The 19236-nt window shown below is 43.3% G+C and carries 19 protein-coding genes; 11 read left to right on the top strand and 8 right to left on the bottom strand.

Going from position 1 to position 19236, the window contains the following annotated elements:
* Positions 1–350 precede the first annotated feature (350 nt).
* The 7 genes from ffh (at position 351) to WC496_05135 (ending at position 5123) form a co-directional block, all read left to right on the top strand.
* Complete coding sequence (gene ffh, locus WC496_05165; GenBank protein MFA5292409.1) at positions 351–1778, top strand: signal recognition particle protein; 1428 nt, start codon at positions 351–353, stop codon at positions 1776–1778.
* Positions 1779–1901: 123 nt separating this feature from the next.
* On the top strand, positions 1902–2219 hold the full coding sequence (locus WC496_05160) for a hypothetical protein (protein MFA5292408.1): 318 nt from the start codon (positions 1902–1904) through the stop codon (positions 2217–2219).
* Between the two features lie 45 nt (positions 2220–2264).
* Positions 2265–2732 (top strand): 30S ribosomal protein S16, encoded by a 468-nt coding sequence (rpsP, locus tag WC496_05155; GenBank protein MFA5292407.1) that lies wholly within the window; start codon positions 2265–2267, stop codon positions 2730–2732.
* 16 nt (positions 2733–2748) lie between these two features.
* Positions 2749–3426: a tRNA (guanosine(37)-N1)-methyltransferase TrmD gene (trmD, locus tag WC496_05150; GenBank protein MFA5292406.1), complete on the top strand. Its 678-nt coding sequence runs from the start codon at positions 2749–2751 to the stop codon at positions 3424–3426.
* A 38-nt stretch (positions 3427–3464) separates the two neighbouring features.
* Positions 3465–3833, top strand: coding sequence for a 50S ribosomal protein L19 (gene rplS, locus WC496_05145; GenBank protein ID MFA5292405.1), 369 nt, complete (start codon positions 3465–3467; stop codon positions 3831–3833).
* Positions 3834–3839: 6 nt separating this feature from the next.
* Positions 3840–4232, top strand: a complete 393-nt coding sequence (locus tag WC496_05140; protein MFA5292404.1) for a YraN family protein — start codon at positions 3840–3842, stop codon at positions 4230–4232.
* 117 nt (positions 4233–4349) lie between these two features.
* Positions 4350–5123: a TatD family hydrolase gene (locus WC496_05135; GenBank protein ID MFA5292403.1), complete on the top strand. Its 774-nt coding sequence runs from the start codon at positions 4350–4352 to the stop codon at positions 5121–5123.
* An 18-nt stretch (positions 5124–5141) separates the two neighbouring features.
* Here the strand turns inward: WC496_05135 and WC496_05130 are convergent, their stop codons facing one another.
* From WC496_05130 to WC496_05105, 6 genes are all read right to left on the bottom strand, one after another.
* Positions 5142–6626, bottom strand: a complete 1485-nt coding sequence (locus WC496_05130) for a hypothetical protein (protein ID MFA5292402.1) — start codon at positions 6624–6626, stop codon at positions 5142–5144.
* A gap of 25 nt (positions 6627–6651) precedes the next feature.
* Positions 6652–7353 (bottom strand): 2-oxo acid dehydrogenase subunit E2, encoded by a 702-nt coding sequence (locus WC496_05125; protein ID MFA5292401.1) that lies wholly within the window; start codon positions 7351–7353, stop codon positions 6652–6654.
* A gap of 10 nt (positions 7354–7363) precedes the next feature.
* Positions 7364–7969 carry a TlpA disulfide reductase family protein gene (locus WC496_05120; GenBank protein ID MFA5292400.1) on the bottom strand — a complete coding sequence of 202 codons (606 nt, stop codon included), beginning with the start codon at positions 7967–7969 and terminating at the stop codon, positions 7364–7366.
* Between the two features lie 13 nt (positions 7970–7982).
* Positions 7983–9410 carry a glycosyltransferase family 39 protein gene (locus tag WC496_05115; protein ID MFA5292399.1) on the bottom strand — a complete coding sequence of 476 codons (1428 nt, stop codon included), beginning with the start codon at positions 9408–9410 and terminating at the stop codon, positions 7983–7985.
* A gap of 38 nt (positions 9411–9448) precedes the next feature.
* Positions 9449–10795 carry a threonine synthase gene (thrC, locus tag WC496_05110; GenBank protein ID MFA5292398.1) on the bottom strand — a complete coding sequence of 449 codons (1347 nt, stop codon included), beginning with the start codon at positions 10793–10795 and terminating at the stop codon, positions 9449–9451.
* A gap of 355 nt (positions 10796–11150) precedes the next feature.
* Complete coding sequence (locus tag WC496_05105) at positions 11151–13031, bottom strand: ATP-binding protein (protein ID MFA5292397.1); 1881 nt, start codon at positions 13029–13031, stop codon at positions 11151–11153.
* Between the two features lie 496 nt (positions 13032–13527).
* On the opposite strand from WC496_05105, the gene WC496_05100 reads away from it, so the two are divergent.
* The 3 genes from WC496_05100 (at position 13528) to WC496_05090 (ending at position 16416) form a co-directional block, all read left to right on the top strand.
* Positions 13528–14070, top strand: coding sequence for a hypothetical protein (locus WC496_05100; GenBank protein ID MFA5292396.1), 543 nt, complete (start codon positions 13528–13530; stop codon positions 14068–14070).
* A gap of 690 nt (positions 14071–14760) precedes the next feature.
* Entirely contained in the window at positions 14761–15429 is a 669-nt protein-coding gene (locus WC496_05095; GenBank protein ID MFA5292395.1) for a site-2 protease family protein, read from the top strand.
* 333 nt (positions 15430–15762) lie between these two features.
* On the top strand, positions 15763–16416 hold the full coding sequence (locus tag WC496_05090) for a hypothetical protein (protein ID MFA5292394.1): 654 nt from the start codon (positions 15763–15765) through the stop codon (positions 16414–16416).
* 221 nt (positions 16417–16637) lie between these two features.
* Here the strand turns inward: WC496_05090 and WC496_05085 are convergent, their stop codons facing one another.
* On the bottom strand, positions 16638–16820 hold the full coding sequence (locus tag WC496_05085) for a hypothetical protein (GenBank protein MFA5292393.1): 183 nt from the start codon (positions 16818–16820) through the stop codon (positions 16638–16640).
* Positions 16821–16917: 97 nt separating this feature from the next.
* Between WC496_05085 and WC496_05080 the strand changes: the two genes are divergently transcribed.
* On the top strand, positions 16918–18240 hold the full coding sequence (locus WC496_05080; GenBank protein ID MFA5292392.1) for an IS4 family transposase: 1323 nt from the start codon (positions 16918–16920) through the stop codon (positions 18238–18240).
* A 238-nt stretch (positions 18241–18478) separates the two neighbouring features.
* Here the strand turns inward: WC496_05080 and WC496_05075 are convergent, their stop codons facing one another.
* Positions 18479–19231 carry an HAD family hydrolase gene (locus tag WC496_05075; protein ID MFA5292391.1) on the bottom strand — a complete coding sequence of 251 codons (753 nt, stop codon included), beginning with the start codon at positions 19229–19231 and terminating at the stop codon, positions 18479–18481.
* Between the last annotated feature and the right edge of the window lie 5 nt (positions 19232–19236).

Below are 19236 nucleotides of genomic sequence, written 5' to 3'. Positions count from 1 at the left end.
ATTATATCACATTATTCATAATTATCAAGAAAAAACGAAAAAAACGAAAAAATTTACTTATTTGGGATATTATACCTCTTGTTTTCTTGTAATTTTTTATGTTTTTTCTCTATAATGCCATTAAAAATTAACACAACTTCAATTTAATCCGCACTTTAAGCGAAATAACTCGCCCCAGCACCTATTTATGTTATGATAACAAGACACTAAAACAGTCAAAATAGTTCCGGCCGGTTTTAAAAATGCCTAATAATAGCCTAAATAGGTGTGGGGGCTTGCAAAAATGGATATTTTTCTATAGAATCAGCCGCTTACTTATATAGCCAATTTGGAACTTGGAATTTTAATAGATGTTTGATTCACTGACAGAAAAATTAAATAATGTTTTCCGCACGATAACCAACCGCGGCAGGATAACCGAAGCGAATATTTCGGACGCTATGAACGATGTCCGTAAAGCGCTTCTCGAAGCCGATGTCAATTATCACATCGCAAAGCAGTTCTGCAGGGATGTCCGCCAGGCCGCAATCGGCGCCGAGGTTCTGAAGTCTCTGCATCCCGGCCAGGTCTTTGTAAAAATCGTCAATGACGAGTTGACCAAACTTATGGGGCTGGAAGACTCGAAGATTTATTTTGTTTCGCCAGGCCCTACGGTTGTTCTCCTTGCCGGCTTACAGGGCAGTGGAAAAACCACAACGGCAGGCAAACTTGGAAAATATATTACCTCAAAAGGCAAAAAAACCCTCCTCGTTGCCGATGACCTTCAAAGACCGGCAGCTATCGACCAGCTTATAACCCTCGGCCAGCAGTTAAACATCGATGTTTACAGCGAGCAGGGCTCTAAAGATGCTGTAAAAGTTGCCAAAAACGCCTTAACTCACGCTAAAAGCAATGGTTATGACGTTGTTATTCTTGATACCGCCGGCAGATTACATATCGATGAAGATATGATGACCGAGGTCGCCGACGTCGCAAAGGCAACAAGTCCGCATCAGATTTATCTGGTTTGCGACGCGATGACAGGTCAGGATGCCGTCAACAGCGCAAAGGAATTCAACGAAAGACTCGAACTTGACGGCGTAATCCTCACAAAACTCGATGGCGACGCCAGAGGCGGAGCCGCTTTAAGCGTAAAAGCCGTTACCGGCAAACCAATTAAATTTATTGGTGTCGGCGAAAAATTAGACAAGCTCGAAGAATTTCACCCCGACCGTATGGCTGGCAGAATCCTCGGAATGGGCGATGTTGTTACCCTTGTCGAACGCGCTCAGGAGCAGTTTGACGCCGAAGAATCCGCGAAAATGCAGCAAAAAATGGCAAAAGGCACCTTTGGCTTCGACGACTTCCTAAAACAGATGCAATCTGTCCGGAAAATGGGCGGGATGGCTGATATGCTCAAAATGCTGCCGGGAATGGGCAGTAAAATGGCCGGTATGGACATCGATGACAAAGAAATGGTAAAAATAGAAGCAATAATTCACTCAATGACACTTGAGGAAAGAAAAAAACCCGATATAATCAACCCCTCGCGCAGGAGGCGCATTGCCGCAGGTTCAGGGACAGACCAGCACGATGTTTCAGGTATGATAAAGACTTTCGAGCGCAGCAGGGACATGCTTAAGGCTCTTTCGGGAGGTGCTTTAGGTGGATTTAAAACCCTTTTGAGCGGCGGGGGCATGGACACCATCGGAAGTATGATGAGCCAGGGACGCAAAATTAAACAGCGCTCAAGGCGTAAACAGAAAATCGTAAGAAAAGGTAAAATAAAATACCGATAGAATGAGCGAGACAGAGAAATACGAAATAAATTCAGTGATTACAAGTTTTGGTTATTGTAATTTTGGTACTTTGGATTTGTTTAGAATTTTAATTTTTATTTCTCTGTGTTCTCTGTGAGCTCTGTGGCTAAATTATCTCTGCAGCAGTTTCTTGAAAAAGTCGCCTTAAAGACAGACGACAGTTTCGGAAAACAGTTCAGAGGTTTTTTTGCTGATAACAAAGGCTCCGCTGAGTTAGCGATGCTCGTAAGCCCGTCGAAAGACGAAGTTGAGCAATTGCGGAAAGCCGTTGCGATAATGACGGCTGATGAAATAAAAAACGCTGTTTCGCTTACAGATGAGCAGGTGAAAAAAATATCGCACGATGCCGGGATAGATTCGGCGTTGTTTGCGATTTTTATTAACGGTTATGCATTAAATTGTAAACCTGTTTCTTCCTGACAATGTGTCGGGAGGAATATTAATTATATACAGAAAGGAAAAGTTATGGCAGTAAAATTAAGACTTATGAGAATGGGGCGAAGGCACAAGCCGTTCTTCCGCCTCAACGCCATCGAATCGCGAAACCCGCGAGATGGCAGAATCATCGAAAAGCTCGGCCACTATGACCCGATTGAAAAGGACGCGGCAAAGCAGCTTGTCCTGAACAAGGAAAGAATCGAGTACTGGATTGGCACCGGCGCCGTACCGAGTGATACCGTCGCCGAACTTATCGCAAGAATCGGTATTGTCAGCAAACACTACAAGCAAAATCAGGCCCGCAAGAAAAAGGCAAGACAGATTGCCAAGAAGAAGGGCTTGCTTTACGATAATACACAAAGAACTCAGGCCAAAAAAATCGCTGAAAAAGCCGAAGCCGAAGCGAAAGCAAAAGCAGACGCTGAAGCCAAAGCCAAAGCGGATGCCGACGCAAAGGCCAAAGCCGATGCCGCGACAGAGCCGGAAGCTTCTTAGTTTAAAGTAAGAAGTGATGAGAATAGATGTTCTTACGCTTTTTCCTGAAATGTTTGCCTCGCCGCTGAATTTTTCGATAGTCAAGCGTGCTCAGCAGCGTGGCTTGGTGCATATAGCTCTTTCAAATATAAGAGATTTCGCTAAAAACAATTATAAGAAGGTCGATGACGCCCCTTACGGCGGCGGAGCCGGGATGGTTTTGATGTGCCAGCCTGTTTTCGATTGTCTTGAAAATGTTCGACAACAGGACGCAAATCCCGGACGCGTTATAATGCTGACGCCGCAGGGCAGAAAATTCGACCAGCATCTTGCCAAAGAACTTGCGGCGGAAGAAAGAGTTATTCTCATCGCCGGCCATTATGAAGGTTTCGATGAGAGAATAAGAATCGGAACCGGTGCCGAAGAGATTTCCATCGGCGATTATGTCCTCAGCGGCGGAGAATTAGCCGCGATGGTAATAATCGATTGTATAGTAAGACTTCTGCCGGGTGCTCTTGGCGATGAAGACTCGGCCGCTAACGATTCTTTTAGTGATGGCCTTCTTGAGTATCCCCAATATACAAGGCCCGAAGAGTTTAAAGGGATGAAAGTGCCGGACGTGCTGCTCAGTGGCAATCATGCCCAGATTGATAAATGGCGAAAACAGCAGGCTCTCGAAAAAACAAAAAAACAAAGACCTGACCTGCTGAAATAAATTGAAGATTGAAAATTTAAAATTAGGAGTATAAACAAGTGAAAACTGAATTACTTGATTCGGTAGAAAAGAAAAGCCTTAAGACCCAGATTCCGTACTTTGAGATAGGCGATACGGTTGACGTACATTGTAAAATTGTTGAAGGCGAAAAAACACGTACGCAGATTTTTACAGGTGTTGTAATCGCCCGAAGCGGCCGCGGAGTAAATCAGACCTTTACCGTCAGAAGAATTGTGGACGATGAAGGCGTTGAAAGAGTTTTCCCGCTGCATTCGCCGAATGTTGTCGATGTCAAACCCGTAAGAAGCGGCAAGGCCAGAAGGGCGAAACTTTATTACCTCAGAGACCGCAGCGGAAAAGGCGTTAAACTTTCACAGAGACGAACGGAACATACATCCAGTTCATAATGAATCGTGTTTCTTTTCGGCGACAAACAGAAGAAACTTCTTTCTGTACCCCGTCTGCTTGGCAGATGGGGCCAGGAGCAGTGTGAGAAGTTTCTAAAAACCGGCGGTTATAAAACTCTGACGAAAAATTTTTCCTGCAGAACCGGCGAAATAGACCTTGTTATGGCCGCTCCCGACGGTGCGGTCGTCTTTGTCGAGGTCAAGGCAAGAGCGAACGAGGATTTCGCCGATGCCGAAGCGGCGGTTACATCTGCCAAAAAGCACAGAATGAAAGCGGCGGCAAATCTCTTCGTAAAAAAACACAAACTCGATAATCTCCCTTTGCGGTTTGACGTCGTAATAGTAATGGCCGATGAAAAAGGAAAAGCCAAGATAAGGCATTATGAAAATGCCTTTTAATGAAACAATGAATCCTGCACCTTTTTTTATTCATTTCTTTTAGATATGTGGTAATTTATTATAAATTGGATGCTGAAAAAATATCTATTAATGGCTTAAATATTTAAAAGGTGCGGGATGAACCTTATTGATACACATGCTCATCTGACTTATGAAGGATTGATACAGTCTCTTGACGATGTTCTGCAAAGAAGTTCCGCCGTCGGCGTAACAAAATGGATTTCCGTGGGAACCGACGCCGAGCATAATGAAAAAGTTATCGCCCTTGCCGATAAATATGAAAATCTTTATGCCGCACTCGGCATTCATCCTCATCACGCCTCCGAATATCAGCCGCAGGAACTGCAGAGACTCATCGAACTTGCCAAACACGGCAAAGTTGTGGCTCTCGGTGAAACGGGCCTGGATTTTCATTACAACTTTTCAAAACAGAATGCCCAGAAAGAGCTTTTTAAAAGTTTTCTTGAAATTGCCGCCCAAAAAAAACTGCCGGTCATTATTCACAGCAGAAACGCCTTTGACGAGACGATGGAAATCATTGATAACTTCGCCGACAGGGAAACGAAAATCGTTTTCCATTGCTGGTCTGGCACAATTGAGCAGACAAGAATCGTTCTCGACAGGGGGTTTTACATTTCGTTTACAGGCGTTGTTACATTCAAAAACGCTCAGGATGCAAGAGAGATTGTAAAGATTGTCCCCATTGAAAGAATGATGATTGAAACGGACTGTCCCTTTATGTCGCCTGAGCCGATGCGCAGACAGAAAATCAACGAACCGGCTCTTTTGGTTCACACCGCAGCCCGCATTGCCGAGCTGAAAGGCATCGACATGGAAACACTCGCGGAAAAACTGTCCGCCACAACAAAAGAATTTTTCAATCTCGCTTAACCTCGCAAGTCGTACTGCTTATAGTTTATATTTCACGCGGTACAGGTCTTTGCCTTTATTAGCCAGGAATTCCAAAGTTCCATCTCGAAATACTGGCCCGCCTTTAATGATTCCGCCGAACTCCGGCCCTGTTTTCCCGTCAACAACTATAAACCATCTTTTGTTTTTATTTGCTGTATAGGACAATTTTTTACCGTCGGAACTGAAAATGATGGAGCCTTTGATAATTCCGTCGAGTGTTGCCCCGGCCTGGCCGTCGATTATCATGAACCACTTATCGTCTTGTTTCGCGCCATAAGCCGCACGTTTGCCGTTGGAGCTGAAAACAGGGGTGCCTTCGAGAATCCCGTCATATTCCGGCTCTGCTTTGCCGTCAAGAACCACGAATTGTTTGCTCCCGTTCTGCGCTACGTATGCCAGCCGTTTGCCGTCGGGACTGAAAATCGGTTTATCGATACCGTCAAATTCCGTCCCGCTCTGACCGTCGACAACTATAGACCATTTATTTCCAGTCTTGGCTTTATAAGCTGTTTTTTTGCTGTCAGGGCTGAAAATGATTTGGCCGACAGTATCGAACTCCGCTCCTGTTTTGTCGTCAATAACTACGACCCATTTTTCGCCTTTTTTTGCGCCATAAGCTAATCTTTTGCCGTCATCGCTGAAAACGATAGCTTTCTTGCCGATTCCCTCGAACTCCGGCCCGGTTTGGCCGTCGGCAACTACGACCCACTTCTCGCCTTTCTTTGCGGCATAAGCCATTCTTTTGCCGTCAGCGCTGAAAACTGGAACATCGGAACCGTCGAATTCCGGTCCGACCTTATTATCAGCAACCACGCACCACTTATTGTCTTTTTTTCCTACATAAGCTGACTTTTCGCCGCCGTTGCTGAAAATCGGTGTGCTTATCCCGTCGAATTCAACCCCGGCCTGGCCGTTGGTAACAACAAGCCATTTATTGCCGTTTTTTGCTCCATAGACAATTTGTTTGCTGTCGGGGCTGAAGACCGGCTTGTCAACCGCGTCGAAAACAGGTCCGGCTTTATCGTCGATAGTAACAAACCACTTATCGTCTTTTTTTACGCCGCAGGCGACTTGTTTACTGTCTGGACTGAAAACAAGCGTCCCCTTGCCGATTCCGTTAACATCTGACCACGGCTGGCCGTCAACAACCACGAATTTTTTATCGTCCTTCTGTGCGCCGTAAGCTGTGCGCCTGCCGTCGGGACTGAAAACAACTGAACCAGGGAAAATTTTATCGAATTCAGGTCCCTCTTTACCGTCGACGATAAGAACCATATTTTTTTCTTTTGTTGTTATTATGGCCAGATGACAGCCGTCGCTGCTTGCTATTGTTTCGAGAACCTGGGATGGTACTGTTCCCAAAAGTTCCTGAACAACTGTCTGGTCGTCCAATTTGGGCATATTCGGCTCTGCTGCCGTGCAGTTAATCGCCGCAAACACAATTACCAATGCCGATACAACTATACTCATACGTCTGTTCATAATATTTCTCCTTTGTTTAGATGTTTTATTTTCTTTCGATATATCGCGGATTATCCGGATTTGCAACAAGATTTATTATTTCTATCAGGAATTGCGCGGCGTAATCTTCGCTGACGATTCTGTTGTCCGCCGCAAGTCCGAACTCCATAATCTTTTTTATTTCTATATTATTTTCGCATACAACGGGCCGTTCTGTTATTTTTCCGATGGAAAGAATGCTGCACTGCCCCGGCGACGGTATCGCCAGGAATGAATCTATTCCGAACATCCCCAGTGCCGTTAATGTTATGCATGCGCCCGAAAGGTCATCAAGATTTAATTTGTTGTTTTTTGCCTTTTCAATAAGTTCGCCGCTTGCCGCCGCGATATCCGTCAGGCTCTTCGCTTCTGCGTTTTTTATTACAGGCACAACCAGTCCTTTCGGAGCGGCTACCGCAAGACCTATATTTGCCGTCCCGGTCATTTCGATATGGTCGTCCCTGAAAATACCAGTCATCATCGGATATTTTTCTATCGCCATCGCCATTGCGCGGATGATAAAATCATTCATTGAAATTCTTATGCCGAGCCGTTTGCTCATCGGCCTGCGCATCTCAGTGATTTTGCCGACATCTGCCGTTGCCGTCATATAGAAACACGGCTGTGTTCGTTTGGATTCGAGCATACGCTGGCCGATGAGTTTTTGTATCCTCGTCAGCGGTATGCGTTTTGTGTCCGTCTCGGACATTAATGTTTCTCTATTCGGCAGTAATTATTGATTTCATTTCGCCAAGATACGAAAGGCCTTCGGTAACAAGTTTCAGCGTACCGTCCCGGTTTATATAAAACGTCGTGGGAATGCCTTTAATATTACCGAAAGGCTCGGGCAGATTTCCCTGATATGAAATGACTGTATAATTCATATCTTTGCTCTTGGCCATTGCCTTGACAGTTTCTACCGGTTCGCTGGAAATTGCCAGTATCGCAAGACTGTTACTATCCATTATATCACGCATCGCTTTAATATGCGGAACCTCCTGCAGACAGGGCTGGCACCAAGTTGCCCACATAACAATCATAACGTTTTTGCCTTTATAATCAGCAAGGTTGTGTACTTTGCCGGCTATATCGGTTACCTTGAAGTCAGGCATTTGTTTGCCGTAATAATTTTCCAATATCGGATTCCAGCTTGTTCTCCTGGCGATAATTTCACCGAGAGATTTCGACACAGCGGAAGTTTTGGTTTCAGCCGCCTTTTTCGGCTCCTCTGTCTCCTGCGGAGTGCTTTTTTTACAGCCGCTTATAACAATAAAACTTATCAAAATTGTCAGCAATGCTTTTTTAACTAATAATTTTTTTATCATAACTTTCTCCGTTTTATTTATTTACAAACAATCCTCGGCCGTCATCTATGCCCGTAATATCGAGCCGAAACCGACCGTCTTTTTTCAACCGCTCGAATTTTTCTCCTGTAGCGATAATTCCATCGCCGCCGCAGTAGCGGTCATAAATTTCGTTTATATCGCCGACAACAGGTACATTGCGGCTGAAATAGTATATAAATGATGGATTGACTTTGCAATAAGCAATTACCCCCTTGCCGGCGGTTTCTACACCGGCACGCATCGCAAAATCCCGAATTACATAATTTCCATCATCTTCATTGTCCTGATTTATTCCCGGTTTGGCTGGCAGCCATACGCCGATTCCGATAGCTACAAGGACCAGATATACCGCCAGAAAAATTTTAGCGAATTTTTTGTTATAGGATTTATGTACGAATAGCATATCGTCGAGAATAATTCCCGTCATCGCCGCCATTGCAGGCATCATCGGCAGAATATAATGCTGCCGTTTTCCGCCGCAAAAGCTCATCACCGCAACGCCCGCGAAGAACCAGAGCCACAGGTAAATAATCGCATCGCGTCTTTCTTCCCATATTTTGTAAAACGGCGCGGTAATCGCAAACGGTATGAACGCCGAAAACGGCAGAAAAAACAAAAACATCACCCCGAAATAATAATAAAACGGTTTCGAACCCGCCGCGTATTCGCCTGCCGCTCTGCCAAGAAATTCATTTTTCCAGATTTCCAGCGACGCAGGCTCTTTCATCAAAACCGCCGCAGGCCAGGGCATTACTATCAGCAGAAACAAAATCACGCCCGCGATGGGCAGTAATTTCGGGATGAGTTTCCATCGTTTGAAAATCAGAAAATATATGAATATCGCCGGAATTATCAATGGCAGCGGGGCGGGACCCTTCGCCAGCATCGCAAACGCGAAACTTATCCAGAAAATTAATATGAAGTAAATTTGCTTTCTGCGTTCCTGCGTTTTTATCGCCGAATAAAAACTAAGCATTGCGATTGTGACAAAAACCGCCAGTGCCATCTCCGGCCTGCCCGTATGACTGTATCTCATATAGCAAAGCGATGTAGACCATACAAGAGCCGAAAGTATTCCCGTGCGAAACCCCAGCCAATCTGAAACAAAATAAAAAATCGCAATCGCACAAACAACCGCCAGTACCGCGCTCGGCAGACGAACTATGAAATCATTTACCCGGCCCGCTGTTTTTCCCGCCGTCGCGACAAGCCAGTATGACAGCGGTGTTTTATTCAATCTCGCCTCGCCGTTAAACATCGGCACAATCCAGTTGCCGCTGGAAATCATATTCCTTGCCGTAACCCCGACGTATGCCTCATGATTGCCGATAGCTCTGCCGCCCAGTCCCCAGAAAGCTGTTAATGCGGAAACAGCAATAACAGCGAAAAGAACAATCCCTTTTATTTTTTTATTATCCATTATCTTAATTCTATACCCTGTCCCCTGTCCCCTATACCCTAACTCATCAGTTTTATTATCTGCTGCAAATCGTTTGGACATTCCACGGGTGGGTTGCTGTATTTGCCGCCTTTTTCTTTATGATAATTTACGGTTATATTAGGGTCTTTAAGACAATGTCCCGTCAGCACGCACGCGACCGTTTCGTCCGGCTTGATTGTCTTTTCGGCAAGCAGAACCTGCAAACCCGCTATCGTTGCCGCAGATGCCGGCTCGCAGCCGAGTCCGTATTTCCCTATCAGCGCCTTTGCGTCCGTTATCGCCTCGTCGCTTACCGCCAGCACGATTCCATTGCAGACGTCAATCGCCCGCAGGCATTTTTTCAGATTAACAGGCCGTGAAATCTCTATCGCCGATGCGCACGTATGAGGCGAAAACTTTTTCGCCGTAAGCTCCGCGTAAAAATCGCTGATAATTTTATTATCGATTTTGCCGCCGTTCCATTTCAGTTTTCTTTTATTCACAAGCTCGGTCAGCGTATCCGCTCCCGTCGCGTTGATAATCGCCAGTCTCGGCACTTTGTTTATAAGGCCGAGTTGTTTAAGTTCGCTGAACGCTTTTCCGAATGCGCTTGAGTTTCCCAGGTTTCCTCCCGGCACGACAATCCAGTCCGGCACATTCCACCCCAGTCCTTCGAGGATGCGGTACATTATCGTTTTCTGTCCTTCGAGCCGGAACGGATTAAGAGAATTGAGAAGATATAATTTCAATTCGATACAGACCGCCTGCACCTGTTTCATACAATCGTCGAAATCGCCGACTATCTGAATCGTCTTTGCGTCGTAATCCATCGCCTGGCTCAGTTTCCCGAATGCGATTCGGCCCGACCCGATGAACACGGTGCATTTCATTCCGCAGTGATGCGCGTAAAGCGCCACCGCCGCGCTTGTGTTTCCCGTCGAAGCGCACGCGCACGATTTCGCGTCAACCATTTTCGCGTGACTGAACGCCGCCGTCATACCGTTATCTTTGAACGAACCGGACGGATTAAGTCCTTCGTATTGAAGATGAAGACTTCCTTTCTTCATCCCGATAAATTCTGCCAGCATATCGTTCTGCTGTAATAGCGTTTGTCCTTCGCCGATGCTTACCCTGAATTTATCGTCGCAGAAATCCAGCAGTTCCCTGAACCGCCATACTCCGGAAAAATCGAGTCTTTCGTTTCGACTCGACCATCGCCTTGCGAAATCAGACAGCTTCGCCGGCACCTTGATTTTGTTCCAGTCGTACTGAATATCGAGCAAATCCCCGCACTGCGGGCATTTAAAGAATGATTCCCTGCACGAAAATTCCGCTCCGCAGGCCGGGTTTATACATTTCTGAATTGCTTTTTTATTTTCCGCCATTTCAAACTCCACATTTTTTAATTCATTGTCATTGTGAGGCCTGCCTTGCAGGCCGTGGCAATCTTTTACACACTACCCCAAATCCACCCAAAAATCAAACATTTCATTTATTGGTTCGTAGTTAGCCCTTGTCGGAGCCGAAGCACAAACCCCCGCATCTGAATTTTGCACCTCGAAGCAAAATTGCGGTGTGCAGACCCACGTAGGGGGCATATGGCAGGGTTCGTTGTCATTGTCGAAGACCCTTTTGGGGCGAGCGCACCGCGGCAATCTCAAACTTTCGAAATATCAGTTTTTCAGAGGTCTCAAAAGGAATTTATTATCTTGCTGTGTTTGAGTTTTGAAATTGAAAATATCAGGTCAAACAGGAAATAGACGCCGGGCAATTACAGTTTGCCATTGGCACCGTGAACCAAAATGTTGAACCTTTGTCTGGCCCGGATTCAACTCCTATCTGCCCGCCATGTCGTTCAGCTATCTTCTTGCAAACCGCAAGACCGATACCAGTGCCTTCGTATTCGCTTCTCGTATGCAGACGCTTAAACATCACAAATATGGCGCTCTGGTATTCAGGTTTAATGCCGATGCCGTTATCAGTCACCTCTATCCTTACCATGCCGTTAGCGGCGGGTTTTGATGTTATTGTAATATGAGGCCTGTTATCTTTCTTCTGATACTTTATGCCGTTTGCGATAAGGTTCTGTATCAGTTGTCGCATTTGAGCGGGGTCGGCTTCTACAAACGGAAGAGACTGCGGTATTTCTAAAATTACCTGACTTTCCCGCAATACTTCCGAAAGTTCTATTTGCTGCAGTTGTTTCATAATCTCATTAAGATCGATAAGTTGCGGAGGTTGTGTTTTCGAACTTACTCTCGAATAAACAAGCAGTCCCTCAATCATTTTGTTCAGACGCTGGGCGCCATCGACCATAAATTTAAGGTTTTCAGAATCATCGCCGGAAAGATTATTTTTAAGTGATTTTTCGAGCATTGCTCCGAAAGAAGTGATTTTTCGCAAAGGTTCGCGCAAATCATGCGACGCTATATATACGAAGTTCTTCATCTCCTGATTCGCCTCCTGGAGATTTTGATTTAGCTTTATCATTTCTTCCTCTGCTTTTTTGCGTTCGTCGATTTCCCTGTTGAGATTGTCAATTGAAGTGGTAGTTTTTTGAATGTCTTCGGCCATCTTGTTAAAAGAGTCGGCCAGACTTGAAAATTCATCACGGGTTTTTAACTCGATTTTAGTGTCGAATTCACCGTCCCCGAATTTTGAAATGCCTTTTATCAAACAGTTTATAGGCGTAAGAATCGTACATTTGTATATAGCGGTTACTGAAACAATCGCGATAGCGATAAAGAGCAGGGTAATTGCGACATTATTAATACACAGGTCCTTTACAGGAGCGAATATTTCTCTTGTCTCCGCCCCGGCCGCAAGCAGCCATCCTGAATTTTTAAGTTCTTCGAAAAATACAATTTTTTCAATTTCCTGCCGGCTGTACGCCAGGGAACCGGATCGTGTCTGCATTATTTTTTTGCCGAAGTCATAAGATTTAATATTTTCACCCGCAGCGCACTCCTTGTTCGAATATACGATTACAAAACCATCCGAATCAATTAAATATGCGTATCCTGTTTTGCATACGTTTATTGGCATAATAAATAAATTATTGAATACGTCCATATCTATAATGCCGTAGATTACGCCCGTTACGGCATTATCCTGCTCAATCGGAGCCGAGATTACAAAAACATCTCTTTGCGTTTCCGGACTTTTCATTATAGATGAAATATATATGCTTTTCTGAAGCGACTCATTGAAAAACAATTGATTGCGAACGTCGATTTTCCCGATAACCTTTTCACTCGAAGAGCATACGATTTGACCATTGATATTTGCCAGGTTAAGACTCTCGTAATATGGACAATTTCGTTTCATTTCCTTAAGTCTTAAATTTGAATCTTCTCGTGCTGTCCCGCTGAAAATTGAATCCTCAAGTGCAGTTTTATAAATGGCCAGTTGCCCCCAATTAATAAAATCCGTTTTCCTGTCGTTCATCCATAAGTCAATGGAAGTAGCCGTGGAAACGACAAGCTGGGTCAACTGCTTTGCGATTACACGATGAATGGCTTTCCTTGAGTTTGTGTAAGTAACTAACGTAGTTATACTCATCGCACAAACGATTAGCGTAGAAACATAAAGTAAAAATTTAGTCTTTAAAGTCAGTCTCATTCGGAATACCTAAAACTATACAATCGGCGGAAACGAACCGCCAAATTAGCAAAAACACTTTGCGCAAAGAAAATATTCGTTTCGCGCAAATAAGTGATGGGTATAGTCGCAGAACCAAAGATTATAGGACGTTTTAAGAGTTTTATTTTTATCAGAACTTCAATTGCAGGCTGATAAAACACATCCGCATCGCCGGCCCTTGTTCTGTCAGCACTGATATGAAATACCAGCAGATAAAAATTTAATGATTGGTTTAGCCCCCGCCGTTGGAGCGCAGTGAAAACCCCAGAGTTATTTAGAAAGTTTTTACCTCGGAAAAAACTTTAGAGGGGGCCGGGGTTCATCATTGCGCAGCAATGTCATTCTTCTATTCAAAACCAGGTTTTATCCGCCTCACATCGTTTTTTACCTTTTTCCCCTTTATACTTTTCATATTGTATTGCCAAAGAAACGGTGTATAATGTATCCATATTCAATTCTTTTATAGGAGAGCACTATGAAAAAGGTACTTTTTTGGGTTATTTTTGCCGCTCTGTTCAGCATCTGTCGAGGAGAAGATATAAAGGTTCTTAGCGTTTCGTCCACCGGCGATATAACAATAAGTGCGACTGCCGAACAGGCAAAACCACAAGGTTGTTGGCCGTTTCTTCAGGTCGTAAGATACGATATTTTCAAAACAATCGATGGCAGGGATTCCTTTGTCGCTCGAATCGTAATTACACAAACATTTCCAACGTACAGCATCGGCATAATAACGCCTCGCCTCGACGGCAGCGGCATGACACCCGGCCCGAATGAAATTTCAAAAGGTATGATTTGCCGCCGAACAGTCAAAGAAACCCTCCACTCCGAGCGCAAAGCCTATAAAGCAAGAAAAAAAGCACTCAAACGCCAGTATAAATTAGCAAAAATAAAAGCCAAGGCCGAAGTATTCGAATCTCTTGATAGAACCGTTCAGGACGCCAATGGTATCAAGTCAATCGAACATAAAGAAGTTGATGGCCTTAAATCCGAATCTATAAAAATAGAGAAAAAATAAACTAATTTATTTGTGTAACAGTAATGGGTTGTAAAAAAAAATATGGATAACGATATTCTATGGAAGAATTCTTTAAAAAATTAATACTTGTTCATAATCCTACAAAAGATAAACCTTGGGCGGAACTGGAATATGGAGACGCTAAAAGTTTAGACAAATTAGTAAACTTTATAAATGGAATTAATAATATTTCTCGGCTAAATCAATGAGAAAATTAAAGGGGCCAGACACCTTTTTTTAAATTTTTATCTGTGATTTTTACCCTGCACCCAGTTATTTAGCCCCGCCACCTGTGGGCGGGGGTCGTCGTTAAATCTTAAACACCCACGACTCAAAAAACTCCGGAAAAACATCTCCAAAAACAATCACATCCAAAACTCCAGCAAATAAAACATCTGCATCCTCCCAGGAGGTTGATTGACGAACGTCAATTAGTCGTTTTTGTTTCGAAAACAGTTTTTATATAGCCTCGAATGCATTATAAAACACCCACAACGCCCGAACTGTCCCAGAAAAAATCCCTACCGTAAAAACTCTCCACAAAAAAACTTTCAGGTATCTATACTCGTATGCAGTATACTGCATACGAGTATAGTAATAATATTTGATTTTTATTTTGTTTTATGAACCAAAATAGTTACTATTACAGCCATGGACAACAATACTATTTTATTGGGCCTCGCATGGTATTTGGCATTTATATTATCATTGAGTTTTCACGAAGCTGCCCACGCGTTTGTCGCGGCCAAACTCGGCGACAAAACCGCCTTTCACCACGGCCTTGTAACTCTCGACCCCTTGGCCCACATGCGGAGGGAGCCGATTGGAATGATTGTGCTTCCGATTATTTCGTATCTTTTTAATGGCTGGATGATTGGCTGGGCAAGCACGCCTTTCGACCCGGATTGGGCTCGGCGTCATCCGAAACGTGAGATAATGATGGCACTGGCCGGTCCTGCCGCGAATCTGCTTCTTGTTCTGCTCGCCGCCGTAATCATTCGTATTGGCATTTTGGCGGGCTGGTTTTCTCCGCCTGACAGCACCTCGTTTTCGCACGTAACAGATGCCGTCGATACCGGCTGGACAAACGGCCTGTCTGTTATGGTAAGTATACTTTTCACATTGAATCTCGTATTATTTGTTTTCAATCTTTTGCCTGTCCCGCCGTTGGATGGCAGCTCTCTCGTCCCGCTTTTTTTGAGCGATGAGAATGCTTACAAATACAAAGAGTTTATTCGCACCCCGACAAATTCGATTATTGGCCTTATTATTGTTTGGCAGGTGTTCGGCTATATATTTTCACCAATCCAGCTTTTCGCCATTAATCTTCTCTACCCCGGCATTCACTACGGCTTTTAATCTGTAGTGGTTAGCCCTGCCATTATATGGCAGGGTTCGTTGTCATTTACTCATTTCCGCCCAAATCATTCACAACACAACCGAGCCCCAAGCGTTGGAGCAAAGCGGAAACCATGCGCAAGGGTTAGCGCGGGGTATTTTAAATTGGTTAGCCCCGGCAATACTTTGCCGGGGTTTTGTCTAAAATTTAAAACTTATTTTTGCCAAAAAACAAAAATAATGCTATAATCCCAATAGTTACTCTTGAGGAGACGGCAACAGATTGACCAATAAATACGAACAGGTAAAACTATAATAATCAGATTTTTGTGTCATTAGAGAGAGTTGAAAACAATGGAAATCGAAAAAGCTGCTAAAAGAATTCATCAATTTGAAGGAGAATCTTTAACTGATAAGTTGTTTTCTTTAGAAGTGAAATTCCGGGGGTTAAATCGGAAAGAATCTGAGAAAATGTGTGAACAGTTTGAGTTAAATTCAAATTTAATAGCCTCTGCCTTTGAGGTTAAAAAACTTGCTGCTCAAATCCATATTGTAATACATACGATAGGTATTCTTGCTGCATTGCCTTCTATTCTTGATGACGATGAGCATATCGAATATCTTTCGCTGGGCGCAGGAAATACCGGTCGCAAGTTTGATCTTGAAACCAATAAAAGAATTGCTGAATTCAAATTTATTAATTGGCGAGGTGGTGCGGATGCTATACGCCAAAATTCGCTATTTAAAGATTTTTATGAATTAGCAGAATATGAAAGCAGTAAAAAGCGTTATTTATATACTCTTGGAGTTGATATTCCTTTTAAGTTTTTTAACGGATATAGATCGTTAGAAAGTGTTCTAAGTCATAACAATAAACTGTTTCGAGAATTTAGTGAGAAATATGTGAGTCGTTTTAAAAATGTAAATGATTATTACCAATACCGAAAAAATTTAGTGGAAATAGTTGATATTTCAAGAATTATTCCGGAATTAATTGAATCTGTATAGGGTGCGATTGAAAGGGGCTTAATGGGGGGAATTAAAAGGCCTCAGCCACCGTTTTTAAATTTTTATCTGTAATCTTTACCCTGCACCCAGTTATTTAGCCCTGTCGGAGCGAAGCGTCGGAGGAGCAGAGCGTAGACCCCAGCGCTTAGTTTTGCCCGTAGCAAAACTGCAGGGATAGACCCTGTAGGGCATACGCGTCAAGTTAAGGTGTGTAATTGTTTTCACACAAAAGATTTAGCTTTCTTTTTACGCTTTAGCACAAACGTATTTCTGTCCTGAACAAGCCACTCCATCTCTTCACCTTTTACGATCTCACACGAATCGGCGATAGACGATGGAAAATTTATATAATACGACTTGTTTGTCGGACGTTCAACCTTCTGCATTTTAACATTATAACCCATTGAAATCTCCTATAAAAAAGTTTGTGGTTTTCCTATATATAGTATATATACTATATATACTCAAATCATAATGTCAAGCAAAAAAAAGGAGTTTGCAATGAAAAATAATGTGCTTATCAAACTGTTTGAAAAAGCCGGACTAACTCTTGAAAAAATTAACATACTCTCCGTTCAGACAGGTTTCATAAAGCGTTGTCGACAAATAAAAGCCGTGGAGTTTTTAGTGTATATGATTACCGAAGCAATTCGCGGATGTGTAAGCTGCAATGATTTAGCTGCCGTTATTGAAGCCAAAACCGGTACAACTGCCAGCCGTCAGGCATATCACCAAAAAATGAATCGCGTCTGTCTGCTGTTTTTTGAGGCGATAGCGGCAATTATAATGAACTCCAAAGCATCCGCTTCGGTTCATTCAAAATTCAGACGCTTCAAACGAATTCTTGTCCAGGATAGTACGGTAATTAAACTGCCTTCCAGATTAATGGATGTTTTTTCAGGTGTGAGAAATGCACATATAAAGGTTTGCAATGCCAGAATACAGTCTGTTTTCGATTTGCTCTGCGGCTCTTTTACGCAATGGTCAATAGATACCTACAGCAAAAACGATCAGGCCGCCGCTTCTGAACTCATGATAAAAGTTGATGATTTAATTCTGCGAGACAGGGGCTATTTTATAGTCGCTGAATTTGGACGAATTATCAAGGCCGGAGCAGATTTTATCAGTCGCTACAGACATAAAACAACTCTCTGTGATCCGCAAACCGGTCAGGAGATTAATTTATTAAGACTGCTCGATACGCAAAGAACAGTAGATCAGAGAGTGTTGATTGGAAAAGACAGCAAAATAGAGGTACGCCTGATTGCGATGGAAGTCTCGCAGGAAACTGCCGGCCGCAGAAGGCAAAAGGCCAAAGAAGAATGGAAAGGGCATAATCCTGGTCAGGAGATTTTGTTCCTGATGGGCTGGACGATTTTCATAACAAGTCTGACTAATAGTGAAATTACCGTTGACGATTTTGTGGAATTGTATGGCCTTCGCTGGAAAATCGAAACAATTTTTAAAACATGGAAGAGTCATATGAGTTTCGACAAAATACACATTGTCAGCGAGATTCAACTACGGCTGATACTTATCTCCCGGTTCATAGCAATCATGCTATTCTATGAAAAAATCTATAGCCCGTTGCTGCAAAGGGTTTGTCGGGAAAGCAAAAAAATAGTCAGCTTGATGAAACTGATGCGTTATATCAGCAGGAATTTTAAGGCAATACCCCACTTGCTTAACGCTGTCAGTGGTTCGGTAAAATGTTTAAGGAGCATAGAGCGATATTGCACATATGACACACGAAAACGACTGAATTTTATAGAAAAAGAGATCGGAATTCTGACAGTAATTGAAGTAACAACACTCTTAACTTGACGCGTATGATGGCAGGGGGTCGTCGTTAAATCTTAAACACCCACAACGCCCGAACTGTCCCCGAAAAAATCCCTACCGTAAAAAATCTCCACAAAAAAATTTTCAGGTATCTATGCTCGTATGCAGTATATCGTCGGGAGATGGCTTACGCCACTGCATACAAACATAGCGAATAAACAATGATAAATCTGTGAAATCCGTATAATCCGTGGTTTAAAAAACTTCGTGTCTTGGTGCCTTAGTGGCTATGGCTGTTAATTTTTTCCACTATCCCCGGCAGTTCTGCCAATCGTTCGATTTTTATTACATTTTCGGGTATTTGTTGTGTTGTATTTAGATAGGTTTTTTTTATCACGGCGAGCATATTTACTCCTAATGCGCCGGCAGCGTCTGTATCGAGTCTATCGCCGACGAAGAGTATATTTTCCGGCTCGGTTTGCATTCTTTTTGCTCCTTCGAGAAAGATTCTGCCGTCTGGTTTTCTGAATTTGAATTGGTAGGAGTAGATTCTGACTGGGAAGAAATCCAGTATTTCCAGTTGTGCCAGGTGTTTTTCGAGTGTTACGGCGTTTAAAAATGTATTTGAAAGTATACCGAGTTTTATTCCCGCTTGTTTTAGTTTATCCAGTGTTTGTTTTATATCGGATTCGATTTGTGCCAGTTTGCTTAATGGTTCGTACCAGCACCATGCGAAGTCCTGCCATTGCTGCGGCGTTAGTTTGACTCCTTTTTTCTGTTCGATTTTTTTTAGGACTTCGAATGAATCGAAATCTCTTTTTACGATATTTGACCATACATTAAAGGCGTGGATTATTATCAGATGTTTTAGGAGGAACATTCGGACTGAGCCTGTTGGCTGGCCCAGTTTTTCGAGGAAGTTGTGTGCGAGCTTCCCGCCCTCTTTAAAGAGAGCTGCGACATCGACTTTCCCGAAATTTAGCAGGGTTTCGCCGATATCGAATAGTACTGCTTTGATTTTTTGTTCTGCCAAGGATT

This window comes from Phycisphaerae bacterium (assembly GCA_041652575.1).
Taxonomy (GTDB): Bacteria; Planctomycetota; Phycisphaerae; order Sedimentisphaerales; family UBA12454; genus UBA12454.
The sequence above is the reverse complement of the archived record's forward strand: the minus strand, read 5'-3'. Positions and strand labels throughout refer to the sequence as shown.

Excerpts from the sequence above, each read along its gene's own strand:
- ffh (MFA5292409.1), top strand. The coding sequence starts at position 351 with ATGTTTGATTCACTGACAGAAAAATTAAATAATGTTTTCCGCACGATA.
- rpsP (MFA5292407.1), top strand. The coding sequence starts at position 2,265 with ATGGCAGTAAAATTAAGACTTATGAGAATGGGGCGAAGGCACAAGCCG.
- trmD (MFA5292406.1), top strand. The coding sequence starts at position 2,749 with ATGAGAATAGATGTTCTTACGCTTTTTCCTGAAATGTTTGCCTCGCCG.
- WC496_05135 (MFA5292403.1), top strand. The coding sequence starts at position 4,350 with ATGAACCTTATTGATACACATGCTCATCTGACTTATGAAGGATTGATA.
- WC496_05130 (MFA5292402.1), bottom strand. The coding sequence starts at position 6,626 with ATGAACAGACGTATGAGTATAGTTGTATCGGCATTGGTAATTGTGTTT.
- WC496_05125 (MFA5292401.1), bottom strand. The coding sequence starts at position 7,353 with ATGTCCGAGACGGACACAAAACGCATACCGCTGACGAGGATACAAAAA.
- WC496_05120 (MFA5292400.1), bottom strand. The coding sequence starts at position 7,969 with ATGATAAAAAAATTATTAGTTAAAAAAGCATTGCTGACAATTTTGATA.
- WC496_05115 (MFA5292399.1), bottom strand. The coding sequence starts at position 9,410 with ATGGATAATAAAAAAATAAAAGGGATTGTTCTTTTCGCTGTTATTGCT.
- thrC (MFA5292398.1), bottom strand. The coding sequence starts at position 10,795 with ATGGCGGAAAATAAAAAAGCAATTCAGAAATGTATAAACCCGGCCTGC.
- WC496_05105 (MFA5292397.1), bottom strand. The coding sequence starts at position 13,031 with ATGAGACTGACTTTAAAGACTAAATTTTTACTTTATGTTTCTACGCTA.
- WC496_05100 (MFA5292396.1), top strand. The coding sequence starts at position 13,528 with ATGAAAAAGGTACTTTTTTGGGTTATTTTTGCCGCTCTGTTCAGCATC.
- WC496_05090 (MFA5292394.1), top strand. The coding sequence starts at position 15,763 with ATGGAAATCGAAAAAGCTGCTAAAAGAATTCATCAATTTGAAGGAGAA.
- WC496_05085 (MFA5292393.1), bottom strand. The coding sequence starts at position 16,820 with ATGGGTTATAATGTTAAAATGCAGAAGGTTGAACGTCCGACAAACAAG.
- WC496_05080 (MFA5292392.1), top strand. The coding sequence starts at position 16,918 with ATGAAAAATAATGTGCTTATCAAACTGTTTGAAAAAGCCGGACTAACT.